A 23,631-nucleotide genomic window follows, 5' to 3' on the forward strand; every position below is an offset into this window, starting at 1 on the left:
CCAGTCGATAGAATTGTGTCAAGTGATATATTTGTGTGGAAGTAATGGAGAGAAATGCATGAACCCCGCACAGAAAGTGCGTCGGTCGCCGGAAGGCGGCTACGCGCGCGGTGACGAGACGCGTCAGCGAATCATCGAAGCAGCGATCCAGCTGTTCGGCGAACACGGATTCGAGGGCGCGTCGACGCGCGAGATCGCGGCTTGCGCCGGCGTCAACGCGCCCGCGCTGCAGTACTACTTCGAGAACAAGGAAGGGCTGTATCGCGCGTGCGTCGAAGCACTCGCCGACGACGCATGGAGCACCTTCGGCCCGGCCATCGAACATGCACAAGCCGTGTTGCGCGAAAACGCCGAGACCGCAGTGTTGATCGACGCTTTCATCCGCATTCAGGAAGCAACGGCGGACGGCGCGTTCACGAAAGCAAGCAAACCAGGCCGGCGGATGTTCTTTGCACGCGAGCAGGCCGGCTACGAGCCCGAAAGCGCCACGCAGATTCTGGCGTGCCGGATCCGTCAGCCTTTGAACGACGCGAGCGCCGCGCTGGTGGCGCGCATCTGCGGGCTAGCCGCCGACGACCCCGTCACGCAGATTCGCACTTTCAGTCTGCATGGGCAGCTGGTGGTGTTTCATCTCGCACATCGCTCGACGCTGTCGGTCCTCGGTTGGAAAAGCATCGATGCAGAGAAGGCCGAGCAGTTGAAGTCCACGGTACGCGATCAGACACGCATATTGCTCGAACACTGGAGCCGGGAACGCGACGCGCGGCAAGCGACAGGGGCGAAAACCGCGAGCAAAGCGCGATCGCGCAAGGAGGTCTGAGGCGATGGCGATGGCAACTGAAGCGCGGCCCGCGAATCAACCCGAGCCGGGATATGACGCGGCGAGCGTCGCAAGTCCTCTGTACGACTGAGACCGAGGCTTCAGCGCCAGGAACGAAGGCCCGCATCGCGACGCGCGCCCTCCCCGGTGCATCCGTTTCAACCAGTAGCCGAAAGGTAATCCGCCAGACGAGCGAGCATTGCATCGCAATCGCTCAATTGCTCGCTGGTGAGAAACTCATCCGGCTTATGCCCCTGGTCCATACTGCCTGGTCCGCAGACCACGGTGGGAATGCCGGCCTGCTCGAAGAGCCCGCCTTCGGTGCCGAACGCCACCGTGCCGAACTCGTTTGAACCGGTCAGCAACGTCAGAAGACGCGCCGCTTCGCTGTCGGGCGACGTAGCCAGTCCCGGATAGGCGGAGAGCGACTGAAAACGGATGTCGGCGTCGGACTTCACGGCGCGCATCCTGGGCAGCAGCTCGGCTTCGGCATACGCTTGCAAGTCGTCGGCCACCTGACCGGCGTTGAAACCCGGCAGCGCCCGCACTTCGAAATCGAACTCACATTCTGCGGGCACGATGTTCAGCGCACGGCCGCCTCTGATCACCCCGGTCTGCACGGTCGAAAACGGAGGATCGAACCGTTCGTCGCGATACTCGCGCTGCGCGAGATGTTCGCCAATCTCTTCCAGACGGCTGATCATGCGCGCCGCGTACTGAATGGCGTTCACACCATACGGAGCATAGGCCGAATGGCAGGGAGCACCCCTGACCTGACAGCGCATCGCCAGTTTGCCTTTGTGTCCGAGCACCGGCCTGAGTTCGGTCGGCTCACCGATCAGACACAGCACCGGCTTATGCGGACGCCGTTCCAGTTCAGCGAGCATAGGCCGCACGCCGAGGCACCCGACTTCCTCGTCGTATGAAAAGGCGAGATGCACCGGGAGCTTCAAATCGCGTTCGACGAAGCTCGGCACCGCCGCGAGCACCGATGCAATAAAGCCCTTCATGTCGGCCGTACCGCGGCCATACAGCCGCCCGTCGCGTTCGGTGAGACGGAATGCGTCGACGCTCCACGCCTGGCCTTCGACCGGCACCACGTCGGTATGGCCTGACAGCACAATGCCGCCTCGCTCACGCGGACCGATGGTCGCAAACAGATTCGCCTTGGTACGCTCGGCGTTGTAGAACAGTTCGCTCTCCACACCCAGTTCGTTCAGGTAATGTCGAATGAACTCGATCATGTCCAGATTCGACTCGCGGCTGACCGTGGCAAAGCCGATCAACGTGGCGAGCAGCGCGCGGCTGGACCTGTCACTCATTGCCGGGCACCCCGTAGCTGGGCGCGGCGGTCGGATTCAATGCGCGCGTCAGATAGTCCTGCATCTGCGGCTGATACGCGCGCCACAAACCGTCGAGTTGGCCGATGGGATCGTCGTCCTCCCAATCGACCCGCAAATCGACGATCGGCCAGCTCACGTCACCCACGATCCTGAGCGCCGCCGAATGCACGGGCCCGACCTCACCGCCCGCGGCCATCGCCGCATGCATGGCCGCGAGGAGCCGATCGGCAAGCGGGCCTGCGGCCTGCTCGAACGCAGGGACCATTGCCTCGATCACTTCGGCGCCGGCGAGCATATTGCCCGCTGCCACGCATTGCCTGCCCGCGACGGCGTGATACGTGGCCAACGCTTCCTTGCCGCTGAAGAACGCCGTGCGGCCCTGGCTATCGACCACCGTGACCTGCCGATATTCGCTCCACTCGTTCGCGCCCAGCGCGCGGTCCAACGCTGCGGCGGGATCGAATTGCCCGCTTTCGAGAAGATCGAGAATCTGCGGGCCCAGTGCTGGCAGTGTGACGTTTTGCGTCGCGACCACGCCGACGCCTGCACGCACCCAGGGGCAGCGGGCGCCCACTGCAATGCTCGAAGAACTGATCGCAATACCAAGCTGCCCCGACTGCGCGCAGCGTCCGACAATAGAGAATGTCATGTCCCGCTCCTCAGGCTTGCGGCCGCGTCCATCCATCCGGAATGACGGCGATCACGTCGATCTCCATCAGCCATTGAGGCTGACCCAGCGCAACCACGACCAGGCCGGTGGAAATCGGAAATACGCCCTTTAGCCACTTGCCGACTTCCTGATAAACGGGCTCACGATAACGGACGTCGGTCAGATACGTCGTCGTCTTGACGACGTGAGACAAGTCGCTGCCCGCCTCTTCGAGCAATTGCTTGAGGTTCTTCATCGCCTGCTCGGCCTGGGCGCGCGGATCGCCCAGGCCGACCAGACGGCCATCGAAATCGGTCCCCACCTGACCGCGTACATACACCGTATTGCCTGCTCGCACGGCCTGACAGAGGTCGTTGTCGAGCGTCTGGTTTGGATACGTGTCCTTCGTGTTGAACATGCGAATACGGGTATGCGTAGGTTGGCTCATCAGTGCACCTTTTAATACGGGGAGAAGTGGATCGCGGATCGAAGAGACGCGTGAATCAGTTCACGCCCATTTCGCTGACCTTATGAACCCTGGAACCGGCGGATGCGCCGTCGACGCTTTCAGTACTTGCTGTGCTTTGGTCGCCGCGGCTCGCTGCGTCGGACTGCGATCCATCGTAATACGCCAGATATTTGCGCTGGGTGACGATGTGATCGGCGACGTGCTTCGCGTCGTGCCACACCCCCCAGATAAACGCAGAGCCGCGACGCGACAACCAGGGCAGTCCGAGAAAATAGATGCCCGGCTCCTTCGATACGCCGCGCTGATGCGCCGGCTTACCTTTTTCGTCGAAGGCGTTCACGTTCAGCCAGCCGAAATCGACTGCATAACCGGTTGCCCAGACAATCGACGTCACGCCGGCTTCTGCCAGGTCGAGATCGCGAAGCGGATGCGTGACGCACTCGGGGTCGGCGGGAATGACCCGCGCCTCGGGCTCTTGCGGAAGATCGAGACCGTTGCGCTCGGCATACGCGTCGGCCGCGTCCAGCAGCGACAGATAGTTCTCGTCGCCGCGCGCGATGTTCGCCGCCAGATCGTCTTCAAAGACAGCGACGCCATTGTCGAAAGACTTCGTGAGACCCACGAGCGTAATGCCCTGATGCGCGAGACGACGGAAGTCCACCGTATGACCGCCGCGCGAGCCGCTTACCGCAATCGTCACGTGTTCCCTGCCCGGCTTCATGACCTCCGCGTCCCATTCGCCGAGCACGCCGAGCCACCAGCAAAAATCGCGACCGCGATAAGCCCGTGGCGGACGATCGTGCGCGCCGACCGACAGATAAACGCGCTTGCCCGCGCGTTGCAATTCGTCCGCGATCTGCACACCGGACGATCCCGCACCCACCACCAGCACGCCTCCTTCAGGCAATTGCCCCGGATTGCGATAGTCGGCGGAATGAATTTGCGTGAGACGCGTGTCTTGCGGCGCGATCGGCGGAATGACGGGGCGCTGGAAAGGCCCCGTTGCGACGACCACGCGATTAGCTTCGATCTTGCCCTCCGACGTTTCGACCGTGAAGCCCGGCCGCCCCGCATTGCGCACGACGTGCTTCACCTCGACGCCAGTGCGGATCGGCGCATCGAACTTCCTTGCGTAGGCGACGAAATAATCCGCGACCTGCTCCTTCGGCGCGAACGCGTCCGGGTGGACGTCCGCGAACTCGAGGTTGGGAAAACGATCGTGCCATGCGGGACCGTTTGCAACCAGCGAATCCCAGCGCCCGGTACGCCAGCGCTCGGCGATACGGGCGCGCTCCAGCACGAGGTGCGGCACGCCGAGCCTCGTCAGGTGTTCGCTCATGGCGACGCCGGCCTGGCCTGCGCCGACCACCAGCGTATCGATCGACGTTGTTTCGAGTGTCATGACGGTGTCCTTCAGAAGAGGCTATAGCGAATCGAGCTTGCCGATGGCGTGTGCCGCCGGGCCGTTCGTCTCCCGTCAAAATCTACCCGCCCGTTCCGAATCCGAAAAACATATTAAAAAAATGCAGCGCATCGGTTTTTCCTATGCAGCGCTTTTTGACCGCCTCACAATGCCGCCCATTGAAGACCTTGAAGATGGAGCGTCGTCGATGGAAAGTCACCCGTTGCGCTACTCATTGCGCCAGTTGCGCTATTTCGTCGTCACGGCGGAAGCGCTGTCTTTCACGGCGGCCGCAAAGCGTCTGCATATTTCGCAACCGTCGATCTCGACGGCGCTTGCGGATCTCGAAGTCTCGTTCGGCGTGCAACTCTTCATACGACATCACGCGAGCGGTCTTTCGCTCACGCAGGCCGGACGCGATCTGCTCGGCCAGGCGCGCAATCTGCTGAAGATCGCGGAGGAACTGCAAACGACCGCGAAGGAAATGGACGGCGGCATGACGGGCGCCATTGCGCTCGGCTGTCTCGTCTCGCTCGCGCCGCCGCTCATGCCGGGTCTGATCAGCCGCTTCACGGGCGAGAACGCGGGCATTTCGTTTCGCACCGTCGAAGCGCATCAGGACGGCCTTTTGCGCGGCCTGCACGATGGCTCGCTCGACATCGCCCTCACCTACAGCCTCGACCTCACCGAAGACATCGCCTTCACGCCGCTGCTCTCGCTGCCGCCTTACGCGATCCTCCCGCGGACGCATCGGCTCGCCCGCGCGCGCAAGGTATCGCTCGCCGACCTTTTGCCCGAGCCTTATGTCATGCTCGACTTGCCGCACAGCCGCGAGTATTTCGCCGCGCTCTTCGACGCAGTGGGCAGCCGGCCGGTGCCCGCGTTTCGTTCGTCGCAGCCGGAGGTCGTGCGCGGCATGGTCGCGAACGGTCTCGGCTATAGCCTGCTCAACTTTCCGCTCAAGTCCAATCGCACGGTGGATGGCGAAGAGTTCGTCATTAAACGCTTCAAAGACAACGTCAACGCAACGATGCTAGGCATCGCGCAATCGCGCACGATGAAGCCTCGCCAGGTGGTGCATCGTTTTGCGTCGTTCTGCGAGAACTACATCCGGCGGCTGCACATCGACGCATGATTCAGAGCGGTCAATCGTCTGCTTTCAGATTGCGTTCGCTGCATAGACAAAAGCTTTGCTTTGTATCTGAAAACAATATTTTGGCTTGCAAATTGGCTTGATAGATTGGTGGCCATGTTGAGCGCTACGTCGCGAGGCTTCACGCCGGCTCGCTCTTACCGTCACGAATCGAGGGGGACGCATGACCGACCTGCCAACGACGAGCGCAGTGCATGCACTGGTCGAAGACCTGCAGACGGGTTGCGAACGGCCATTCGGCGATGCGCATGCAATGCCGCCCGGTGTCTACACGTCGCCCGAATTCCTCGCGCTGGAAGAGCGCACGATCTTCGCGCGGGAATGGCAATGCGTCGGCCGCGCGAGCGCGCTCAAGGCACCCGGCGATTACCTGAGCGCGCGCATCGGCGCGCAACCCGTCGTGGTTCTGCGCGACGAACAGATGCAGCTCAGGGCGATGTCGAACGTGTGCCTGCATCGCATGTCGGTGTTACTCGAAGGACGCGGCAACGTGCGCCGCATCGTCTGCCCGTATCACGCGTGGAATTATTCACTGGACGGCGCACTGCAAGGCGCGCCGCTCATGGACAGGCAACAGGGCTTCTGCAAGGAAAACTACCGGCTGCCCACAGTGCGTTGCGAAGAATGGCAAGGCTGGCTCTACGTGACGCTCGACCAAAACGCGCCGCCCGTGCGCGAGCAGCTTGCCGATTTGAGCAAGCTGATCGGCGCATACGGCATGTCGGACTACATCGAAACGTTCTATGAAGAGCACGTGTGGGACACGAACTGGAAGATCCTCGCGGAAAACTTCATGGAAAGCTATCACCTGCCCATGCTGCATCGTGCGACGGTAGGACCGCATTCGCGGCTCGAAGAAATGGAATGCCCGCCGGGTTATCCCGCGTTCAACTATCACTGGATCACGAAGGAACCGTCTTTGCCGATCGGCAACGCGCATCCGGAGAACACGCGTCTTACCGGGCATTGGCGCAAGACCACCGCGCTGCTCGCTATCTATCCGACGCATCTGGTCACGCTTACCCCAGGTTACTTCTGGTATCTCGTGCTGCAACCTCAGGGCGTGGGGCGCGTGCATATCCGCTTCGGCGGAGGGCTTGCGCCGGAGTTCATCGCGGACCCCGAGGCGAACGCGCACATGGCGACGCTGAAGAAACTTCTGGACGACGTGAACGCCGAAGATAAACGCGGCGTGGAAGCGGTCTTTCGCGGCGTGCACGCGCCGCTCGCGAAACCGGGCCATTTGAGCCATCTCGAACGCCCCAACTATGACTTCGCGCGCTACCTTGCCAGCAAGATCGCCGCGACGCAGCCCGGTACACATTGATTACGACGCATCATCGACAGGACGCGATCACGATGTCAAACCCCTCCTTCATTTCGCTCTCGCGCGTGAGCAAATCGTATGACGGCGCCCAATATGTCGTCGATGACTTGAATCTCGAGGTGGGCAAGGGAGAATTTCTGTCGCTGCTCGGGCCCTCCGGCTCGGGCAAGACAACCACGCTGATGATGCTCGCGGGATTCGAAACGCCCACTCACGGCGAGATCCGCCTCGACGGCCGCCGCCTCGACGACAAGCCGCCGCATCAGCGCGACATCGGCATGGTGTTTCAAAACTACGCGCTCTTTCCGCATCTGACCATTGCGGAGAACGTCGCCTTTCCGCTTTCGGTGCGGCACGTGAGCCGCTCCGAGCAGAAGGCGCGAGTGAAGCGCGCGCTCGACATGATCGAACTGCCGCATCTGGCGAACCGGCGCCCTGCGCAACTCTCCGGCGGACAGCAGCAGCGCGTCGCGCTCGCACGTGCGCTCGTGTTCGAGCCGAGTGTCGTGCTAATGGACGAGCCGCTCGGCGCGCTCGACAAGCGCCTGCGCGAAACCATGCAGTACGAAATCATGCGCCTGCATCGTGAACTGTCGCTCACGATCGTCTACGTGACGCACGATCAGGCTGAGGCGCTGACCATGTCCAACCGTGTGGCCGTGTTTTCCGATGGCCGTATCCAGCAGGCCGCCACACCGAGCGAGCTCTACGAAAACGCACAGAACGCGTTCGTCGCCAACTTCGTCGGCGAGAACAATGGACTGACGGGGCGCGTCGCGAAAACGGGCGAAGGTTCGGCAACGCTTGCGCTTTCGGACGGCAGCATGATTCGAGGCCGTTGCGAAGAAGGCCTGCGCGCCGGCGACGAAGCGATGCTCGCGTTGCGCCCAGAACGCGCGCATATCCCGAGCGCGGAAGGCACGCTCGCCGCCGAACACGACAACGTAGTGCGTGCGCGCGTCGACGAACTGGTGTATTGCGGCGATCATCACCGTGTACACCTGACGCTCGGCTCGCGCGATTCGATCGTCGTGAAAGTGCCCAACACCCAGCGCCATGCGCTGCCCTCACCCGGCAGCACCATCGACGTCGCGTGGCGCCACGACGACTGCAAGATCCTCGCCGCACCTGCGCCCCGAAGCGCGCCCGCAATCAACGTAACCGCACCGCCCTCACCTTCCATAATCACGACCGCACCAGCAGGAGCCAACTGACATGCGCACCCTCATCAAAGCACAATGCGCTGCACTCGCCGTAGCCGCCTTCGCCACCGTGACCACCCAGGCAGCGGAGACCCTCTCCGTCGTGACCTTCGGCGGCGCGTACGAAGCGGCGGCCAAAAAGGCCTACTTCGAACCGTTCACGCAGGCCACGGGGATCGGCTTCTCGACCGAATCGTATGACGGCGGTCTCGCCAAGCTGTCCGCGATGGAGCAGGCCAAAAACACCACGTGGGACCTGATCGACCTCGAAACCAACGATGCGATCACCGCATGCGACGAAGGCCTTCTGCAGAAGTTCGACAAGAAGACGCTCGGGAAGACGAGCGACTTCATTCCCGGTTCGATCAGCGATTGCGCGGTCGCGAGCATGGTCTGGTCGACAGTCTATGCATACGACGCGAGCAAGCTCAAGACAGCGCCTTCCACCGTCAACGACTTCTTCGATCTGCAGAAATTCCCGGGCAAGCGCGGCTTGCGCAAGTCGCCGAAGGTGTCGATGGAATGGGCGTTGATCGCGGACGGCGTCGATCCGAAGGATGTCTACAAGGTGCTCGGCACGCCCGCCGGCGTGGACCGCGCGTTCAAGAAGCTCGACACGATCAAGAAGAGCATTGTGTGGTGGGAGTCGGGCGCGCAGGCGCCGCAGTTGCTCGCGGACGGCGCGGTCGTCATGACGCAGGCCTACAACGGCCGTATCTCCGATGCCGCGAAGAAGGACAACAAGCCATTCAAGGCGGTCTGGGACGCGCAGGTCTACGACTTCGACTGGTGGGGCGTTCCGACGGGCGCGAAGCACGCGGACGCCGCGGCGAAATTCATCGTCTCCGCTTCGCAGCCCAAAGCCTACGCGGACCTGTCGAAGTACATCGCGTACGCGCCGCCGCGCAAGGACGCGATTGCGCTCATCGACAAGCAGCGTCTTGCCGATCTGCCGACCGCACCCGAGAACTTCAAGCGCGCGCTGCAGATCAACGCGAACTTCTGGGCCGACAACGCGGACCAGATCAACAAGCGCTTCCAGGTGTGGCTGACGCAGTAACGCCATCGTTCGACGAGAGCCCAACTTGACTACCAGCATGCCCGCTTCCGCCCAAGGCACGGTCCCGGGCTCTCCGACGAGAGCCGAAGGCCGCGCGTCGTTTCAGAAGGCGCGCCGCCGCGCATCCTTGCAGGCGCTGCTGCTTGCGCTGCCGCTGCTCGTGTTTCTGCTATCGACGTTCATCGCGCCGATCATGTTGCTGCTCGCGCGCAGCGTCGAGAACCGCGAAGTGCCGGACAGCATGCCCGCGCTCACGCGCGCGCTCGATGCATGGGACGGTCGCGGCGTGCCGGACGAAGCCACGTTCGCGCTGCTCGCCGCGGGGCTCAAAGAGGCGCAGCAAAGCGGACAACTCGGCACCGTGGCGCGGCGGCTGAACTTCGCCCAGCCCGAGTTTCGCAGCCTGCTCATGCGCACCGCGCGCCAGCTGTCCGCCGATGCCCCGCCCGCGTGGAAGCCGGCGCTCGTCGAACTCGACGAACGCTGGAACTCGCCCGAGACCTGGCGCTTGCTGAAGCGAGCCGCAGCGTCGCCGACGCCTGACTATCTGCTCGCCGCGGTCGATGCGCAGGTGACGCCCCAGGGCACGCTCTCGTTCGTCGCGGACAACGCTTCGGTCTATCGGCAAGCGTTCGTGCGGACCATCTTCATCAGCGCGACGGTCACGTTGCTGTGCCTCGTGCTCGGCTACCCTGTCGCGTGGCTGCTTGCGAACTTGCCCGCGAAAAGCAGCAACCGGCTGATGCTTCTCGTGATCGTGCCGTTCTGGACTTCGCTGCTCGTGCGCACGACAGCATGGTATGTGTTGCTGCAACCGGGCGGCGTCATCAATAGCCTGGTGATGGGTCTCGGCCTCGCCACGCATCCGCTGCCGCTCATCTTCAATCGTGCAGGCGTTCTGATCGGCATGACACACGTGCTGCTGCCGTACATGATTCTCGCGATCTACTCGGTCATGAAAAGCGTGTCGCCTGTGTACATGCGCGCCGCGCAATCGCTCGGCGCACATCCGTTCACCGCGTTCGTGCGGATCTATGTGCCGCAGACGTTGCCGGGCGTCGGCGCAGGCTGCTTCCTCGTATTTGTGCTCGCGCTCGGCTACTACATCACGCCTGCGCTGCTCGGTGGCGCCGGCGACGAGATGATCAGCCAGCTCATTGCCATGCAGACGAACACGCAGCTCAACTGGGGCCTCGCCGGCGCGCTCTCGGCCTATCTCGTGATCTTTACGGCGATCTTCTATTTCCTCTTTAACCGCGTCGTCGGCATCGACCGCTTGCGCTTCGGTTGAGCACCGTTCGAACACGCACGCGACGAAACACGACGAAAGGATACGACGAAGGAACGATATGCAAGATCAACGCAACAAGATGCTGACCGAACGCGTGGCATCGCGCTGGGTGCGGCTGCATACCGCGCTCGTGCTGTTCTTCCTGATTGCGCCGATCCTCGCGATCATCCCGCTCTCGTTCAATTCGGGTTCCTACTTTTCGTACCCGATGCAAGGATTTTCGCTGCGCTGGTATGAGCAGGCGCTCACGAGCGCGGACTGGCAACGCTCGCTGCTGAATAGCCTCGGCATCGGCGCGGCTTCGACGGTGATCGCGACATGTCTCGGCACTCTCGCCGCACTGGGGCTCTCGCGCTCGCAGTTTCCGCTGCGCTCGCTGATCATGCCGCTCATCATCTCGCCGATGATCGTCCCCATCGTCGTGGTCGCCGCAGGCTTCTATCTGATCTTCGCGCCGCTCGGACTCGTGAACTCGTATCCCGGCGTGGTGCTCGCGCACGCCGCTCTCGGCACGCCATTCGTCGTGATCACCGTGACCGCGTCGTTGCTTTCGTTCGACCACAGCCTGTTGCGTGCCGCTTCAGGGCTCGGCGCGCCGCCGTGGGTGACATTCAGGCGCGTGACCTTGCCGCTCATCATGCCGGCGATCGCCACCGGCAGCGTCTTCGCTTTCGCGACGTCATTCGACGAGGTGATTGTCATTCTGTTCATCGGCGGCCCGGATCAGACAACCGTGCCGCGACAGATGTGGAGCGGAATTCGCGACTCGATCGACCCGTCGATCCTCGCCGTCGCGACAATGCTGATCGTGTTCGCGGTGCTGCTCTTTGCGAGCATCACCTGGCTGCGCGGCCGCGCGGCCGCCGCCAGCAATGCGCTTGTTTGACGCAATGGAAGCGGCGCACGCCGTCCGTCGAAATGTTCGCGAGGATAGAACATGAGACGCCGCGATGGTATTGGACCAAAGGCTCATTGCCTGCAGTGATGCGCCCGCATACTCTGGTTATTCAACTGATGTGGCCGTGGCGGCGCTCGCTTTTCGAGCGGGCTACCCTAAGCCGCACCATCGGCGATGGGGATAGCGATGCGTTATAAGGCGAGTACTTTGCGCTCGCTGGTCGAAAAGTGGCTTTCGCCGGTACCGATCATGCCGGTCCAGGTCACGCGATTCGGAGCGGCGGGAAAAGGCCAACACCGCTACGTGTATGTGAAAACAGGCGACGCGGTCTGCTCTCACGCGTTGTTCTTCTTTCGAAGCTATGACGGATCGTGGAGTGTGTTTCCTCCTCACGACCTTCGACCACCCGCGCTGCAAATCCGAAGCGATGAACGGCAAGACTCTGCTGATGCAGCGACTCATTGACACTATTACCGAAAGGGCTCCATAGCGCTCATGCGGTGTAGGCAGAAGAGTGGCACTCAGAACTGGTAGCGCGCCCAAAAGAACACGACGTCGCCCTTGCTGACTCCGGGAACACGGGGAATAAATGTGGCCATGATCGACGCCTTCTGATAACGCAGCGACCCTATCGGCAACACCAGCGGAACGGGCACATAGTGCGCGATGTCTTCACGCGCGGTGAATCCCGCGAAGAACCCGCCGCCAATAGACAATCCACCTAGAACCGGATCTGTGAACCATTGCCGGGCGTACCCGCCAAGCGGTTCAAGACGCTTGTGCGAGTCGAGAAAGACCACCAGGAACAGGTTGTCCTCGTTGCCGTTGCGATCCGTGAAATGCTTCCCTGCGCCGCCTCCCCATGAATTGGAATTGATCTCGCTCTCCGAATAACCATCGACATGCCATCCGTATCCTGTGAGATACATATCCCACGTGCCGTACGTCGTGATATTGGTTATCCGTGTGCAGAAGGAGGTCATCCATTGCGATGAAAAATCGCAATTCGCCGATGCGGCGTGCAGCGACGCCATCACCGTACACAACGCGAGAAGATTCTTCAGAGCGCCATTTTTCATGGTTCAGGCAAGACCGGCAATCAGCCCAAGAACTCCACTTCGCCGGTCTTCAGGTTATACATCGCGCCCGCTATCCTGATCGCCCCTTGGTTTCAAGCTCTGCCAGCACCGGGCTACCGCTACGAATGTTCGCTAAAGTCATCGCGACGTTCTTGCGTGCGACGGCGTCCACGAACGTGTAATTCGATGCTGAGCGCTCGCCGTTGTAGGCCGTTGCCTCCACCGCCGGCTTGATCTTGCCCAGCAATCCGGTCAGATTGCCCAACTCTGCGTTGTCAATCGCTCCCTTGATCGCGCCACAGGAGGTGTGGCCCATCACGAGTACTACCTTGGCACCGGACAGTGCACACGCGAACTCCATGCTGCCGAGGATATCGTCGTTCGCGACGTTGCCTGCCACACGACAATTGAAAATATCGCCGATGCCGAGATCCATGATCACCTCGGCCGGCGCGCGCGAGTCGATACAGCTAAGCAGTACCGCCGCGGGATACTGACCACTCGCGCTTGCCTTCTGCTCGCCCAGGTAATTACGGGCTTTCCGCTCGCCCCTCCGGAAACGCGCGTTACCTCGCTTCATCGCCTCGATGATCTGGTCCGGCGTCATGCTGTCGCGCTGCTCTTTGGTCAGCGCGCCGGCGCGTGCCGGACTCGCGACGAGCGCGCCGCCCGCAGCCGACCCAAGCATGGCCGCAGCGCTGGTCAATTTAAGGAAGAGGCGACGACCTGCACCGTTGCCTCGCCGGGCAGATTCACATGTTTCGCACATGACCCGAGTTCCTCTTTTTTGAGTGGAACGAGATCCTTTCCGATAGCTTATTCGTCGTGAGGTTCTTGCGGTATCGGACTTTGGTCCAATACCGCAGGACGGCGACTTACATGCCGCCAAACGGTTTCTTGACCACCAGTTTGTTGGTTACTGAAGCAACTCCAGAAACGCTCTTTGCGATGTCCGCTACTGCATCGATCTGGGCGGCGTCCGTAACCGTCCCATTGAGCGTCACTGCACCGTCTTTCGCGATCACACTGATATTTCCCGCGTCGATTTCCTTGTGCTTTGCAATCGCCGCGTAGACCTTGCGGCGCAGCGCGCGATCTGCTTTCCTGCCAGTCGTCGGCGACGTTGCGCTCGACGCTGTCGTCGCGGATGAACCCGTTGCACCGGCGGGCGCGCTGGCCATGCCGCTCGTCTGCGACCATGCGCTCATAGACGTCGCGATGATCGCCGCTGCCACGGCGAATTGAAATACCGGATTGATTTTCATGAATTGTTCTACTCGATGATTGACGGAATCAGAAGGTATGGCGAATGCCGACCATGGCGGCAGTCGTGGACACGCCGGGCGCGACCGGTGCGCCATAAATGATCGTCTGGTTCATGGTCCCCTTGTTGTCGACATACCCGACTTGCGCATACGCACGGGTTCTCTGCGACACGTTGTATTCGGCGCCCACCGCAAATTCGGTCGAATGATTAGCCGAACGATTCCGGTCCTTCAAATAGTAGACGCCGGACGTGATCTTGAAACGCGGATTGAATTGATAACCGATGCCGCCCGATGCCATTTCGAAATCCGCAGTGTTGCTATTGGCCGGATTCTTGCCGATGCCGTATGAGCCGGACACCGAAAAGCCGGCGATCGTGTACATCGCGCCAAGGTAATAGAAACGATTGTTCGCCACACCTGTCGCGGGCGCCGCCGGTGCTGCCGGGTAGTTGATCGGAAACGGATTGGTGTCGTGTCCGTTGTAGTACACGGCGGACACATTCAGGCCGTAATTCGAATACTTGAGCACCGCCGATTCGCGCGTGCCGCCCTGGAAGTGGCCGGCGACGCCGCCCGGCGCGTACTCGAGCGCAAGCGATGCGCCGTAGAATTTCGGCGAGTTGTAGACGAGCGCGTTGCTGTCGTACAGGGCACCGATCGGCGCGTTCGTGCTGGTGCCGGGCCAGCCCGCTGCCTGATTCATGCCGAGCCACGCGGTCAGGATACTGCCGAAATACTGCGCACTGCGGACGTCTGTTTCCGCCATCGCGTAGATCATCGGAATGATCTGCCGGCCGGCATCGACCGAACCGAACGGTCCGGACGCTCCGATCGTCGCGAACTGGTTGAAGATCGCGGTAGTACCCGGCGTGTCCGACAGGCCGAACTTGCCGTTAGTGACGTTGAAGGTTCCTTGCAGCTTGAAGTTGATCCTATATCCGCCGCCGATGTCTTCGCTTCCCTTGAGGCCCCAGAAGCTGGAATAGATGCCGCCGTCCTTCAACTGATAGACATGTCCCAGGTTCGGCGCCGTGCGCTGGAACGTTGCTGCGGAGGTGCTCTGATACAACAGCCCATTATCGAGCACGCCATACAGCGTGACCGACGATTGGCCGTGGGCGGCGGCGGCGAACATCAGCAGCACCGCGGTGCCGCTCAACTTCAGTTTCATTCTGTGTCTCCAATGTGTACCGGGCGAGCCGGCGTTTCTTTTCTCTTTTTTGCTTCGATTAAGCTCTTTGCTGCGCGTCGGCGTGTCAGGCCGAGAGATAGTGGTTTCCGAACTGCTCGCGCAACTGGTGCTTGAGCACCTTGCCGGTCGCGCCAAGCGGAACCGATTCGACGAAGATCACCGCATCGGGCTTCCACCACTTCGCGATCCGGCCGTCGATGAAGTCAAGCAGCTCAACACCTGTTAGCTCGCTGTCCGGCTTTTTCACGATCAGCAACAGCGGCCGTTCGTCCCATTTCGGATGCCGCGCTGCGATGCAAACCGCGGCCGTGACGTCCGGATGCAGATATGCGATGTTTTCGATGTCGGTGGAACTGATCCATTCGCCGCCGGACTTGATGACGTCCTTGCTGCGATCGGTGATCTGCATGAAGCCATCGGGATCGATCTTCGCCACGTCGCCGGTCGGGAACCAGCCGTCGCGCAACGGCGACGTGTCGTCGTTACCGAAGTACTGCCGCGTAACCCAGTGACCACGCACCAGCAGGTCGCCCGCCACATTGCCGTCCCACGGCAACTCGGCTCCGTTAGCGTCCACGATCTTCATGTCGACGCCGAAGAGCGCCCGCCCCTGCTTCGCCTGAACCGCATATTGGTCGGTCATGGGAAGCGACAACTGAGCCGTTTTGAAACTGCAGACAGTGCCGACCGGGCTCAACTCCGTCATGCCCCATGCGTGCAGCACGTCGACCCGATGGCGCTGCTGGAACGCTGCCGTCATCGCCGTGGGACAGGGAGCGCCGCCGATCACCGTGTGCCGCATCGACGAAAACGTCCCGCCGGTCGCGTCCGCATGCGTAAGCAATCCCTGCCACACAGTCGGAACGCCAGCCGACAGCGTCACCTGTTCCGCCTCGATCAATTCGTAGAGCGACCTGCCGTCGAGCGCCGGCCCCGGAAACACCAGCTTGGCGCCGACCATGCAGGCGATATACGGCAGCCCCCACGCGTTCACATGGAACATGGGTACGACGGGCAAAATCACGTCGCGCGCCGAACAGTTCAGCGAATCGGGCAGCGCTGCACCATAGGTATGCAACACCGTCGAGCGGTGGCTATACAGCACACCTTTCGGATTTCCCGTGGTGCCCGACGTGTAGCACAGCGACGATGCACTGTTCTCGTCGAGCAGCGGCCAGTCGAAAACATCGTCGTGAAGATCAATAAGATCCTCGTAGCACATCAACTCGACAGACAGGCCGTGAACCTGCGGCATGTGCGCTCGATCCGTCATCGCCACGAAAACCTTCGGGCTTTTAACGCGCGGCGCCACGCTCTCGATCAGCGGCAGAAACGTGAGATCGAAGAACACGACGCGATCCTGCGCGTGCTCGATGATGTATGCCAACTGGTCGACGTGCAGCCGGGGATTGAGCGTATGCAGCACAGACCCGGACCCCGACACCGCGAAGTACAACTCCATGTGCCGATAACCATTCCATGCCAGCGTCCCTACGCGCTCGCCCTTTCCTATGCCAAGGCCGGCGAGCGCGTTTGCCATGCGGCGCGCGCGCTGCGCAAGGTCGCGGTAGCGATACCGGTGAATGTCCCCTTCGACTCGCCGTGAAACGATTTCCTGAGTGCCGTGATGGCGCTCGGCGTGCATGAGCAATGAAGCTACCAGCAGCGGTTGCTGCATCATCAAACCTTCCATCTTTAATTCTCCTGAATCGTTGCTGGGCGCAGCGGGCTGCATGACGTCGTTGAACCGGTCTACGCGCCTGCGGAATTTGCGGACAGGCTCTCAAGGCTGACAAGCAGATTCCCGTCGACTGTCTGGACCGGGATAGTCGTCAAATGCAACCCGTGGCCTCCCGGCATGCAACCGGTTCGCACGTCGAAGCGCAGCCCGTGCGCCGGACAGCGCAGCACGCACCCTTCCAGCTGACCGCTGGCGAGCGATGCGCCGTTGTGCGGACATGAGTTTTCAATTGCGTGGACCATGCCGTCGATGTTGAACAGCACAATGCTGCGGCCGCCGATAAAGACCAGCTTGCGCTGACCGGGTGTGAGCTCACCGGCGGCGCCGACCGCGATCCAATGCGATGTCGCGGTTCCCGCTCTATCGGATCGACCCGGGCCGCGTGCGAAGTCAGAACAGCTCACGAATTAGCCGCTCGGCCATCGGCCATTCACCGAAACCAGAGGTCGGATTCAGGTGCCCCACTTCGCCCAGGTCGACGAGGCGGCTGCGCCAGTCTTGCGCCATTGCGGACACACGGTGGAAGCGCGCCAGCGGATCGTTGCGGCTCGCACCGACGATGCTGCGAAACGGCAACGGATCGCGCGGGGCCGGAAGCCAGCCGTTGCGCGCGAGCAAATCGATGCTCGGGTAGCCTGCGGGCAGGGGCGTATCGAGGTCGGCCGGAGTCACGAGCAGCGCGCCATGAATCTTGCGCTTGTGGCGCCTTGCCCAGTGCACGGTGATCATCACGCCAGCGCTGTGCGCGACCAGAATCACAGGGCCGTCGATCGTCGCGAGAGCGGCATCGAGCGCCGCAACGCGTGCCGCGCAACTGAGCTTGTCGTTCTCCAGCGGCGGCACGGAGGCGGCTTTGGGCAGCTTATCCTGCAGCAGGGTTTGCCAGTGCTGTGCAACGTGGTCGCGCAAGCCGGGCACCATCAGAATGGTCGGATTTGTATCGAGAGTCACGACGGTTTCCTGAGCGGTTAATACGGCTTGCTGCCGACAATGCCCGCACGTTCCATCTTGCGGTGGCACGGTGGGTAGTCCATGACCGCGTAGTGCTGCGTGCTCCGGTTATCCCAGATCGCGATGCTGTTCTTCTGCCAGCGCCAGCGCACCTGATACTCAGGGATATACGCCTGGCTGATGAGATAGCGCAGCAGATCGCCGGCGCCGGGATTGGCGTCCTGTCCGAAGCGCACCCGAGCCGGCGTGTGATAGTTGGTGAAATGGGTGGTGAAGGCGCTCACGAACAACACTTTCTCGCCGGTCTCCGGATGCGTGCGCACCACCGGGTGCTCCGCGTCCGGAAACTGAGCCTTCAGCGCGAGACGTTTCTCGATATGCATCGCCGCGCCAAAGCTCGCCTCGATACTATGGCGGCCGCGCAGATCGGCAATCTGGGCCTTGACATGCTCCGGCAGGTTCTCGTACGCGAGGACCATGTTCGCCCACATCGTGTCGCCTCCAACCGCCGGGCACTCCACGCAGCGCAGAACCGCGCCGAACTGCGGCACTTCGCGCCAGGTCGCATCCGCGTGCCACGCGTTCTCGTACCGGTCGTTGGGCTGATCCGGGGTCTTGTAGATGCGCACGAGCCCCGGATGTTCCGGATCGCTGCCCGCCACCGGATGATCTTCCAGTTCCCCGAAGCGGCGCGCAAATGCCACATGCTCGGCGCGCGAGATCTCCTGGTCGCGCAGGAACAGCACGCGGTGCTGAAGCAGTGCCGTCCGGATCTCGCTAAAGAGGCCATCGTCGTGAATTGCATCGGCCAGATTCACGCCGATCAGTTCAGCGCCGAGCGCACACGTCAATTGTTCGACTCGCATGGCTTGCTCCTCAGATGACGAAGACCGACGAACCGGTCGTCTTGCGCGATTCCAGATCGCGGTGCGCTTGCACCGCATCCTCGAGTGCATAACGCTGGTTCAATTCGATTTTGATTCGACCCGCCGCTACATGCCCGAATATCTCGTCGGCCAGTTCTTTTTTCTCGGCGGGGTCGGCGACGTAGTCCGCGAGCGCCGGACGCGTCAGGTAAAGCGAGCCCTTCATCGCGAGAACCTGCGGATTGAACGGAGGCACCGGACCTGACGCCGTGCCGACGCAGACCATCAGGCCGCGGCGCTTGAGCGAGTCGAGCGACGCATCGAAGGTGTCCTTGCCCACGCTGTCGAACACCACATTCACGCCAACCCCGTCGGTCAATTCGCGCACGCGCTTCGCAACGTCTTCGCGGCTGTAATAGATGATGTGATCGCAGCCATGCGCGCGCGCCACTTCGCCCTTGGCTTCGCTCGAAACCGTGCCGATCACGGTGAGACCGAGCAGCTTCGCCCATTGCGACACGATCAAACCGACGCCGCCGGCGGCTGCATGCAGAAGCAGTGTGTCGCCCTTTTTGAAGTCGTAAATACGCCGCATCAGATAGGACGAGGTCAAGCCCCGCATGGTCATGCCCGCCGCCGTTTCGCACGAGATCGCATCGGGCAGCTTGATGAGCGGCGCGGCGGGAATCAGACGTTCGGTGCTGTATGCGCCCAGCGTGTTGACGAAGCCGGTGTAGGTCACGCGGTCGCCGGAGGCGACGTTCGTGACATCCGGGCCGATTGCCTCGACGACGCCCGCGGCCTCGACGCCGATGCCTGCAGGCATCGGGATCGGGTACAAGCCGCTGCGAAAATACGTGTCCGCAAAGTTCAGCCCGACTGCCTCATGGCGCAGGCGGACCTGACCGGGCCCCGGGTTGCCCACTTCGACGTCCTCGTAACGCAACACGTCGGGACCGCCCGTTTCGTGGAAGCGAACTGCTTTGGCCATGTCAAATCTCCTATCCGTTACTCAAACTGCAAAATTGATTGGGTGTGCTGCGGAGTTGTTATCCGCGCTCAACGCATAGCCTGCTCGCGCAGCGCGTTCAGACGATCGAGGTCGCCGGCGTAGTTCCGCTTGCCGATCACAAACGCGATAGCCGCGATGAGTGGAGCGAAAGGCACAAGTTGCAACGCGCCGAGCAAGTCGATCCGGTCGGCGATGATCCCCGTCAGAACGGCAGCGGGCGCGAGCCCTAGCAGATTATTTGCGAGCGTCAGGGTTGCAAACGCCGACGCGTGGATCGATGGCGGCGTCAGGTTCGCGACCATCGCACCCGAGGGACCGCTTGCGCCAGCGCTAAAAAACATGCCGGCGCCGATCACGATGAGTTGCAGCGGACCCGCCGGCATGCGCAAACCAACTGCAAGCAGCACGAAGCAAAGCAGGCAGAAGGCGATTGCGCTGCCCCATTTTCTTTCGCGTGCATTTTTGCTGAGCCGGTCGGCGAGATTCCCGCACACCACCATGCCGAGGCCCGTCACCAGCACGAACACTGCTCCGCCCATGGCCGCCTTGCCGGGAGCCATGCCGTAGTAGCGATTAAGGAAGCTCGGCATCCACGCCCAGATCGCTGCCGGTACCAGCAGATGAATACCGCTGCCGACGTACGCACAGACGACGGACTTCGTCGAAAAGAGCCCTCTCATCAGCGCCCGCAGTGTCATGCGTACACCGAGTCCCTCTGCGTGCTTGCCGGCATGTGCCGGTTGCAGCGGCGCGAGACGCTTCTCGGTCACCACGAGCCGGTAAAGGATCACCAGCACGAGCCCGACAGCCGCCATTGCGCCAAACGCCGGACGCCAGCCGAGGCGAGTGGCGATCGCACCGCCAAGCGCCATGCCCAGCACCGAGCCAAGCGCTCCTCCTGCCATGAAGCTGCCGGCGAGCGTCGAGCGCAGGCGCGCCGGAAAAATGCTCAGGACAACTGCGATGCCGACGCTGCCGTACGCCGCTTCGCCGATGCCGACGAACGCACGCGCGAGCAGCATCTCGCCGTAATTCGTCGCGATCGCGCAGCCGAGCGTCGCAACACTCCACATCGCCGCCATCAGCACGATGCTCTTTACACGGCCCCAACGGTCGGCGAGCACGGACAGAGGAAAGGTCAGCACGCCGACCATCAACGCGACGACACTGCTAAGCGATCCCAGGCGTGTGTCGGAAAGACCCCATGCGGATTTGAGCAGCGGAAACACTGCATTGAGCACCTGACGCGACATGTAATCGGACAGAAGCAGCCCAACCGTCAATGCAAACACGACCCAGGCATAGGGGCGCACGTCCGCTTGGGTCACCGCGACGTTGCCCGTCGCGGGCTCGGCATGCTGCATCAACATAATTGGTCTCCTTCACGTCTCATTTGTTAGCGCTGGTCTTTCCCGCGCGGCAATGGCAGATCATGGTTAGCTCATCACCGTTTCCCGGCGCACGCCGGTCAACATCACTTTCGAAGCCCGGCGCAGTCGCAGCGTCGACCGGGCTCGTTGATTCACGCCGCGCGAAGCGGCAGATTCCTGACACCGGCCTGACGGTTCGGCGCCATACCGTTGGCGGCTAGCGTTTCGTCGACCGTGTCATACTGCGCACCGATACGGTAGATCTCGCGTGCTTCTTTCCCGGTGGCAATTTCCCGGCCGAGTTCGCGCGCGAGACGCACGCATTGTTCGATCTGCTGCACCGACGTGAAGCGAGCGCCGCGCTGGTCGATGATCGTGTCCTCGATGCCGCAACGCGGATGCAGGCCCATTGCCATCGCCATCATGTTGAACGGCAGCACGTTCTTGAGCAGCGATTCCGCCGTGAGCGTGCAGCCGTCCGGCGCGCGATGGACGAAGTTGAAGAAGTTAAACGGATTCGGGCCGTCAAAGCCCCCGCCAATACCGATCCACGTCAGATTCAACGGGCCCTTGTAGGCACCCTTGCGCACCAGGCGGTCCAGCGTTTCCAGTGCGTGAATGCCTGTCAGCTGAAAGTGCGGCTGGATGCCCGCGGCCTGCAGGCGGCGCAGATGCTCTTCGACCCAGGCCGGTCCCGCGGGCACCGTCATTTCACTATAGGCCGCCATGAACGCGGGATTGGATAAAGAGGTGCCTTCCAGGTATTCCGGATAGAGCAGCTCCATGATGTTCATCTGCGTGGTGTTGATCGCAACTGTCACCTGATCGGGCTTCGGTTGCAGGTCGGCCAGCATGTGACGCGTGTCATCGGAGAGCCATTTCGCGCTCTGGCCGTCGTCTTCCGGTGCAAACGAAATCGAGCCGCCGACCTGGATGATCATGTCGGGCACAGCGGCGCGCACGCCGGCGATCAGTTCGTTGAATTTCGACAGGCGTTTCGATCCCTTGCCGTCCAGTTCGCGCACGTGCAGGTGCAGCACGGTGGCGCCTGCGTTATAGCAGTCGACGGCCTTCTGGATCTGCTCGTCCATGGTCACAGGAATGTCCGCGGGGAAGTCTTCCGGCATCCATTCGGGGCCGTACGGGGCGGTCGTGATGACGACCTTGTCCTGGTTCTCGGGGTGCAGCGAATCGTCGAGAAATTGCATGTTTGTCTCCGGCGGGGGTGATGGTGTTGCGGGCCGCGAGTTCGCGTGAGAACTCGAGGCAAGATAACGAATCGTTGGTCGCACGATACGGCAATCGCGCGCTACACTTTTGTGATTGGGCGCCTTTCTTTTAGCAATCCATGCCACTGCGTGTTAACACCAGGATTTGTGCGCGGTAGGCGTTTCATTAGCGGAAGGCGGCGGCGTCCTTATGGAACCTGAGAAGGGCTTGCGATGGAAACGATGCTGCGATCAGTAGCCATGAGCGGCTATTTCGATGTGACGCGGCGGCTCGGACTCAATCCGGCCGCGCTTGCGCAGCAAGCCGGAATAGATGCCGCTGCATTAGCGAATTCCGACGATCGCGTGCCGGCCGCCGCTTGTTGCCGGCTGCTCGAACTCACCGCCGAAAAGGCGGCGTGCCCGACTTTTGCGTTGCTCATGGCAGAGACGCGTCAGAAGTTCGGGACCGGCGTGGTGAACGTGCTGCTTGCACATAAGCGGACTCTGCGCGAGGTGTTGCTGGCCGCAGTCGAATACCGGCATCTGCTTAACGAAGCCCTGGCCGTCTACGTGGAAAACGCCGGGGAGACCGTCACCATTCGCGAGGAACTCGTGGTTGAGCCTGGTACTCCTACGAAGCAGGCAATCGAACTTGCGCTCGGCGTCCTCGCGCGCCACTCGAGTGCCCTGCTCGCCGATCACTGGAAGCCGCGCGCGGTCCATTTCACTCATGCGGCGCATGCGGACCTGACGTTTCATCGGCGTTTTTTCGGCTGTCCGTTGGAGTTCGGCAGCGATTTCAACGGCTTCGTTTGCGCAGCGGCGGATCTCGACTACCCGAATCCCGCCGCCGACCCCGAACTGGTTCGCTATGCCGAGAGTCTTGTCGCCCCACTCGATCCGATGGGTACGGATTCGACCGCGCTCGAAGTGCGCAAGGCGATCTATCTGCTGCTGCCCCTTGAACAGGCCACGGTCGAGCCCGTAGCGCGCCATTTGCGACTGAGCGTGCGCACCATGCAGCGCCAGCTCGAGTTGGCCGATACGAGCTTCTCGGCGCTGGTCGAGGAAGTCCGGCGTGAACTTGCCGTGCGCTATATGAGCAACCCGCGTTATCCGATTGGAAGGGTCGCGGCACTATTGGGCTACGCGCAGCAGGGGTCGTTCACAAACTGGTTCGCGTTGCGATTCGGCATGACGCCGCGCGATTGGCGCAATTCGGTTGGACGGCGGGGTAAGTAGGTGGATTTTTGCTGCTGATGGTTCGGGGGGTTATCGGGGATGTGCGGGATTGGATGCGGATTGCAATTCCACTAACGAGAAACTG

General features: G+C 61.9%; 22 protein-coding genes and 1 pseudogene. 8 read left to right on the forward strand and 15 right to left on the reverse strand.

Annotated features, from left to right (window positions below; genetic code table 11):
• Positions 1-58 precede the first annotated feature (58 nt).
• The gene (locus RW095_RS30660; protein WP_317022454.1) at positions 59-820 is read left to right on the forward strand and encodes a CerR family C-terminal domain-containing protein; all 762 of its coding nucleotides are present in this window, start codon (positions 59-61) and stop codon (positions 818-820) included.
• A 158-nt stretch (positions 821-978) separates the two neighbouring features.
• Here RW095_RS30660 and argE read toward each other — a convergent pair whose 3' ends face one another.
• Genes argE through RW095_RS30680 form a run of 4 tightly spaced genes read right to left on the reverse strand, consistent with a single transcriptional unit; the run spans position 979 to position 4,683 of the window.
• Positions 979-2,142 carry an acetylornithine deacetylase gene (gene argE / locus RW095_RS30665; RefSeq protein WP_317022455.1) on the reverse strand — a complete coding sequence of 388 codons (1,164 nt, stop codon included), beginning with the start codon at positions 2,140-2,142 and terminating at the stop codon, positions 979-981.
• The gene (locus tag RW095_RS30670) at positions 2,135-2,812 is read right to left on the reverse strand and encodes a DUF1028 domain-containing protein (protein WP_317022456.1); all 678 of its coding nucleotides are present in this window, start codon (positions 2,810-2,812) and stop codon (positions 2,135-2,137) included. Before RW095_RS30670 ends, argE begins: the two co-directional genes overlap by 8 nt.
• A gap of 10 nt (positions 2,813-2,822) precedes the next feature.
• Positions 2,823-3,260, reverse strand: coding sequence for a RidA family protein (locus RW095_RS30675; RefSeq protein WP_128595269.1), 438 nt, complete (start codon positions 3,258-3,260; stop codon positions 2,823-2,825).
• Positions 3,261-3,315: 55 nt separating this feature from the next.
• The gene (locus RW095_RS30680) at positions 3,316-4,683 is read right to left on the reverse strand and encodes a flavin-containing monooxygenase (RefSeq protein WP_317022457.1); all 1,368 of its coding nucleotides are present in this window, start codon (positions 4,681-4,683) and stop codon (positions 3,316-3,318) included.
• A gap of 208 nt (positions 4,684-4,891) precedes the next feature.
• On the opposite strand from RW095_RS30680, the gene RW095_RS30685 reads away from it, so the two are divergent.
• The 6 genes from RW095_RS30685 (at position 4,892) to RW095_RS30710 (ending at position 11,602) form a co-directional block, all read left to right on the forward strand.
• A complete protein-coding gene (locus RW095_RS30685; RefSeq protein ID WP_128595268.1) occupies positions 4,892-5,818 on the forward strand; it encodes a LysR family transcriptional regulator in 927 nt (308 codons plus the stop codon).
• A 181-nt stretch (positions 5,819-5,999) separates the two neighbouring features.
• Positions 6,000-7,163, forward strand: coding sequence for an SRPBCC family protein (locus RW095_RS30690; protein WP_317022458.1), 1,164 nt, complete (start codon positions 6,000-6,002; stop codon positions 7,161-7,163).
• Between the two features lie 32 nt (positions 7,164-7,195).
• Positions 7,196-8,377 (forward strand): ABC transporter ATP-binding protein, encoded by a 1,182-nt coding sequence (locus RW095_RS30695; protein WP_317022459.1) that lies wholly within the window; start codon positions 7,196-7,198, stop codon positions 8,375-8,377.
• 1 nt (position 8,378) lies between these two features.
• Complete coding sequence (locus RW095_RS30700) at positions 8,379-9,425, forward strand: ABC transporter substrate-binding protein (RefSeq protein ID WP_317022460.1); 1,047 nt, start codon at positions 8,379-8,381, stop codon at positions 9,423-9,425.
• A 37-nt stretch (positions 9,426-9,462) separates the two neighbouring features.
• Entirely contained in the window at positions 9,463-10,716 is a 1,254-nt protein-coding gene (locus RW095_RS30705) for an ABC transporter permease (RefSeq protein ID WP_317022737.1), read from the forward strand.
• 58 nt (positions 10,717-10,774) lie between these two features.
• Complete coding sequence (locus RW095_RS30710; RefSeq protein WP_317022461.1) at positions 10,775-11,602, forward strand: ABC transporter permease; 828 nt, start codon at positions 10,775-10,777, stop codon at positions 11,600-11,602.
• A gap of 533 nt (positions 11,603-12,135) precedes the next feature.
• Here RW095_RS30710 and RW095_RS30715 read toward each other — a convergent pair.
• The 11 genes and pseudogenes from RW095_RS30715 to RW095_RS30765 all read right to left on the reverse strand — a co-directional run bounded on the left by RW095_RS30715 (position 12,136) and on the right by RW095_RS30765 (position 22,301).
• Entirely contained in the window at positions 12,136-12,648 is a 513-nt protein-coding gene (locus RW095_RS30715; RefSeq protein ID WP_317022462.1) for an antimicrobial peptide resistance and lipid A acylation PagP, read from the reverse strand.
• A gap of 65 nt (positions 12,649-12,713) precedes the next feature.
• Positions 12,714-13,462: pseudogene (locus RW095_RS30720) on the reverse strand (carbonic anhydrase family protein).
• Positions 13,463-13,568: 106 nt separating this feature from the next.
• Entirely contained in the window at positions 13,569-13,958 is a 390-nt protein-coding gene (locus tag RW095_RS30725; RefSeq protein WP_317022463.1) for a BON domain-containing protein, read from the reverse strand.
• A 28-nt stretch (positions 13,959-13,986) separates the two neighbouring features.
• Positions 13,987-15,132 carry a porin gene (locus RW095_RS30730; RefSeq protein WP_317022464.1) on the reverse strand — a complete coding sequence of 382 codons (1,146 nt, stop codon included), beginning with the start codon at positions 15,130-15,132 and terminating at the stop codon, positions 13,987-13,989.
• Positions 15,133-15,217: 85 nt separating this feature from the next.
• Entirely contained in the window at positions 15,218-16,846 is a 1,629-nt protein-coding gene (locus RW095_RS30735) for a 3-(methylthio)propionyl-CoA ligase (RefSeq protein ID WP_317022465.1), read from the reverse strand.
• Between the two features lie 59 nt (positions 16,847-16,905).
• A complete protein-coding gene (locus RW095_RS30740; protein ID WP_394365211.1) occupies positions 16,906-17,298 on the reverse strand; it encodes a Rieske (2Fe-2S) protein in 393 nt (130 codons plus the stop codon).
• Positions 17,285-17,845, reverse strand: coding sequence for an RBBP9/YdeN family alpha/beta hydrolase (locus RW095_RS30745; protein ID WP_317022466.1), 561 nt, complete (start codon positions 17,843-17,845; stop codon positions 17,285-17,287). The genes RW095_RS30740 and RW095_RS30745 overlap by 14 nt, the downstream gene beginning before the upstream one ends.
• A 17-nt stretch (positions 17,846-17,862) precedes the next feature.
• Positions 17,863-18,711: a TauD/TfdA dioxygenase family protein gene (locus tag RW095_RS30750; protein ID WP_317022467.1), complete on the reverse strand. Its 849-nt coding sequence runs from the start codon at positions 18,709-18,711 to the stop codon at positions 17,863-17,865.
• A gap of 10 nt (positions 18,712-18,721) precedes the next feature.
• Positions 18,722-19,702, reverse strand: coding sequence for a quinone oxidoreductase family protein (locus RW095_RS30755; protein WP_317022468.1), 981 nt, complete (start codon positions 19,700-19,702; stop codon positions 18,722-18,724).
• A 68-nt stretch (positions 19,703-19,770) separates the two neighbouring features.
• On the reverse strand, positions 19,771-21,093 hold the full coding sequence (locus RW095_RS30760) for an MFS transporter (RefSeq protein ID WP_317022469.1): 1,323 nt from the start codon (positions 21,091-21,093) through the stop codon (positions 19,771-19,773).
• A 152-nt stretch (positions 21,094-21,245) separates the two neighbouring features.
• On the reverse strand, positions 21,246-22,301 hold the full coding sequence (locus tag RW095_RS30765) for a BKACE family enzyme (RefSeq protein WP_317022470.1): 1,056 nt from the start codon (positions 22,299-22,301) through the stop codon (positions 21,246-21,248).
• 234 nt (positions 22,302-22,535) lie between these two features.
• Between RW095_RS30765 and RW095_RS30770 the strand changes: the two genes are divergently transcribed.
• Positions 22,536-23,546, forward strand: coding sequence for an AraC family transcriptional regulator (locus RW095_RS30770; protein ID WP_128584396.1), 1,011 nt, complete (start codon positions 22,536-22,538; stop codon positions 23,544-23,546).
• The last annotated feature ends 85 nt before the right edge of the window (positions 23,547-23,631 follow it).

The organism is Paraburkholderia kirstenboschensis, from assembly GCF_032806925.1.
In the GTDB taxonomy this organism is placed as follows: domain Bacteria; phylum Pseudomonadota; class Gammaproteobacteria; order Burkholderiales; family Burkholderiaceae; genus Paraburkholderia; species Paraburkholderia kirstenboschensis.

Bases quoted from the DNA above. Each gene is read 5' to 3' on its own strand.
- RW095_RS30660 (WP_317022454.1), top strand. From the start codon at position 59: ATGAACCCCGCACAGAAAGTGCGTCGGTCGCCGGAAGGCGGCTACGCG.
- argE (WP_317022455.1), bottom strand. From the start codon at position 2,142: ATGAGTGACAGGTCCAGCCGCGCGCTGCTCGCCACGTTGATCGGCTTT.
- RW095_RS30670 (WP_317022456.1), bottom strand. From the start codon at position 2,812: ATGACATTCTCTATTGTCGGACGCTGCGCGCAGTCGGGGCAGCTTGGT.
- RW095_RS30675 (WP_128595269.1), bottom strand. From the start codon at position 3,260: ATGAGCCAACCTACGCATACCCGTATTCGCATGTTCAACACGAAGGAC.
- RW095_RS30680 (WP_317022457.1), bottom strand. From the start codon at position 4,683: ATGACACTCGAAACAACGTCGATCGATACGCTGGTGGTCGGCGCAGGC.
- RW095_RS30685 (WP_128595268.1), top strand. From the start codon at position 4,892: ATGGAAAGTCACCCGTTGCGCTACTCATTGCGCCAGTTGCGCTATTTC.
- RW095_RS30690 (WP_317022458.1), top strand. From the start codon at position 6,000: ATGACCGACCTGCCAACGACGAGCGCAGTGCATGCACTGGTCGAAGAC.
- RW095_RS30695 (WP_317022459.1), top strand. From the start codon at position 7,196: ATGTCAAACCCCTCCTTCATTTCGCTCTCGCGCGTGAGCAAATCGTAT.
- RW095_RS30700 (WP_317022460.1), top strand. From the start codon at position 8,379: ATGCGCACCCTCATCAAAGCACAATGCGCTGCACTCGCCGTAGCCGCC.
- RW095_RS30705 (WP_317022737.1), top strand. From the start codon at position 9,463: ATGCCCGCTTCCGCCCAAGGCACGGTCCCGGGCTCTCCGACGAGAGCC.
- RW095_RS30710 (WP_317022461.1), top strand. From the start codon at position 10,775: ATGCAAGATCAACGCAACAAGATGCTGACCGAACGCGTGGCATCGCGC.
- RW095_RS30715 (WP_317022462.1), bottom strand. From the start codon at position 12,648: ATGGCGTCGCTGCACGCCGCATCGGCGAATTGCGATTTTTCATCGCAA.
- RW095_RS30725 (WP_317022463.1), bottom strand. From the start codon at position 13,958: ATGAAAATCAATCCGGTATTTCAATTCGCCGTGGCAGCGGCGATCATC.
- RW095_RS30730 (WP_317022464.1), bottom strand. From the start codon at position 15,132: ATGAAACTGAAGTTGAGCGGCACCGCGGTGCTGCTGATGTTCGCCGCC.
- RW095_RS30735 (WP_317022465.1), bottom strand. From the start codon at position 16,846: ATGGAAGGTTTGATGATGCAGCAACCGCTGCTGGTAGCTTCATTGCTC.
- RW095_RS30750 (WP_317022467.1), bottom strand. From the start codon at position 18,711: ATGCGAGTCGAACAATTGACGTGTGCGCTCGGCGCTGAACTGATCGGC.
- RW095_RS30755 (WP_317022468.1), bottom strand. From the start codon at position 19,702: ATGGCCAAAGCAGTTCGCTTCCACGAAACGGGCGGTCCCGACGTGTTG.
- RW095_RS30760 (WP_317022469.1), bottom strand. From the start codon at position 21,093: ATGTTGATGCAGCATGCCGAGCCCGCGACGGGCAACGTCGCGGTGACC.
- RW095_RS30765 (WP_317022470.1), bottom strand. From the start codon at position 22,301: ATGCAATTTCTCGACGATTCGCTGCACCCCGAGAACCAGGACAAGGTC.
- RW095_RS30770 (WP_128584396.1), top strand. From the start codon at position 22,536: ATGGAAACGATGCTGCGATCAGTAGCCATGAGCGGCTATTTCGATGTG.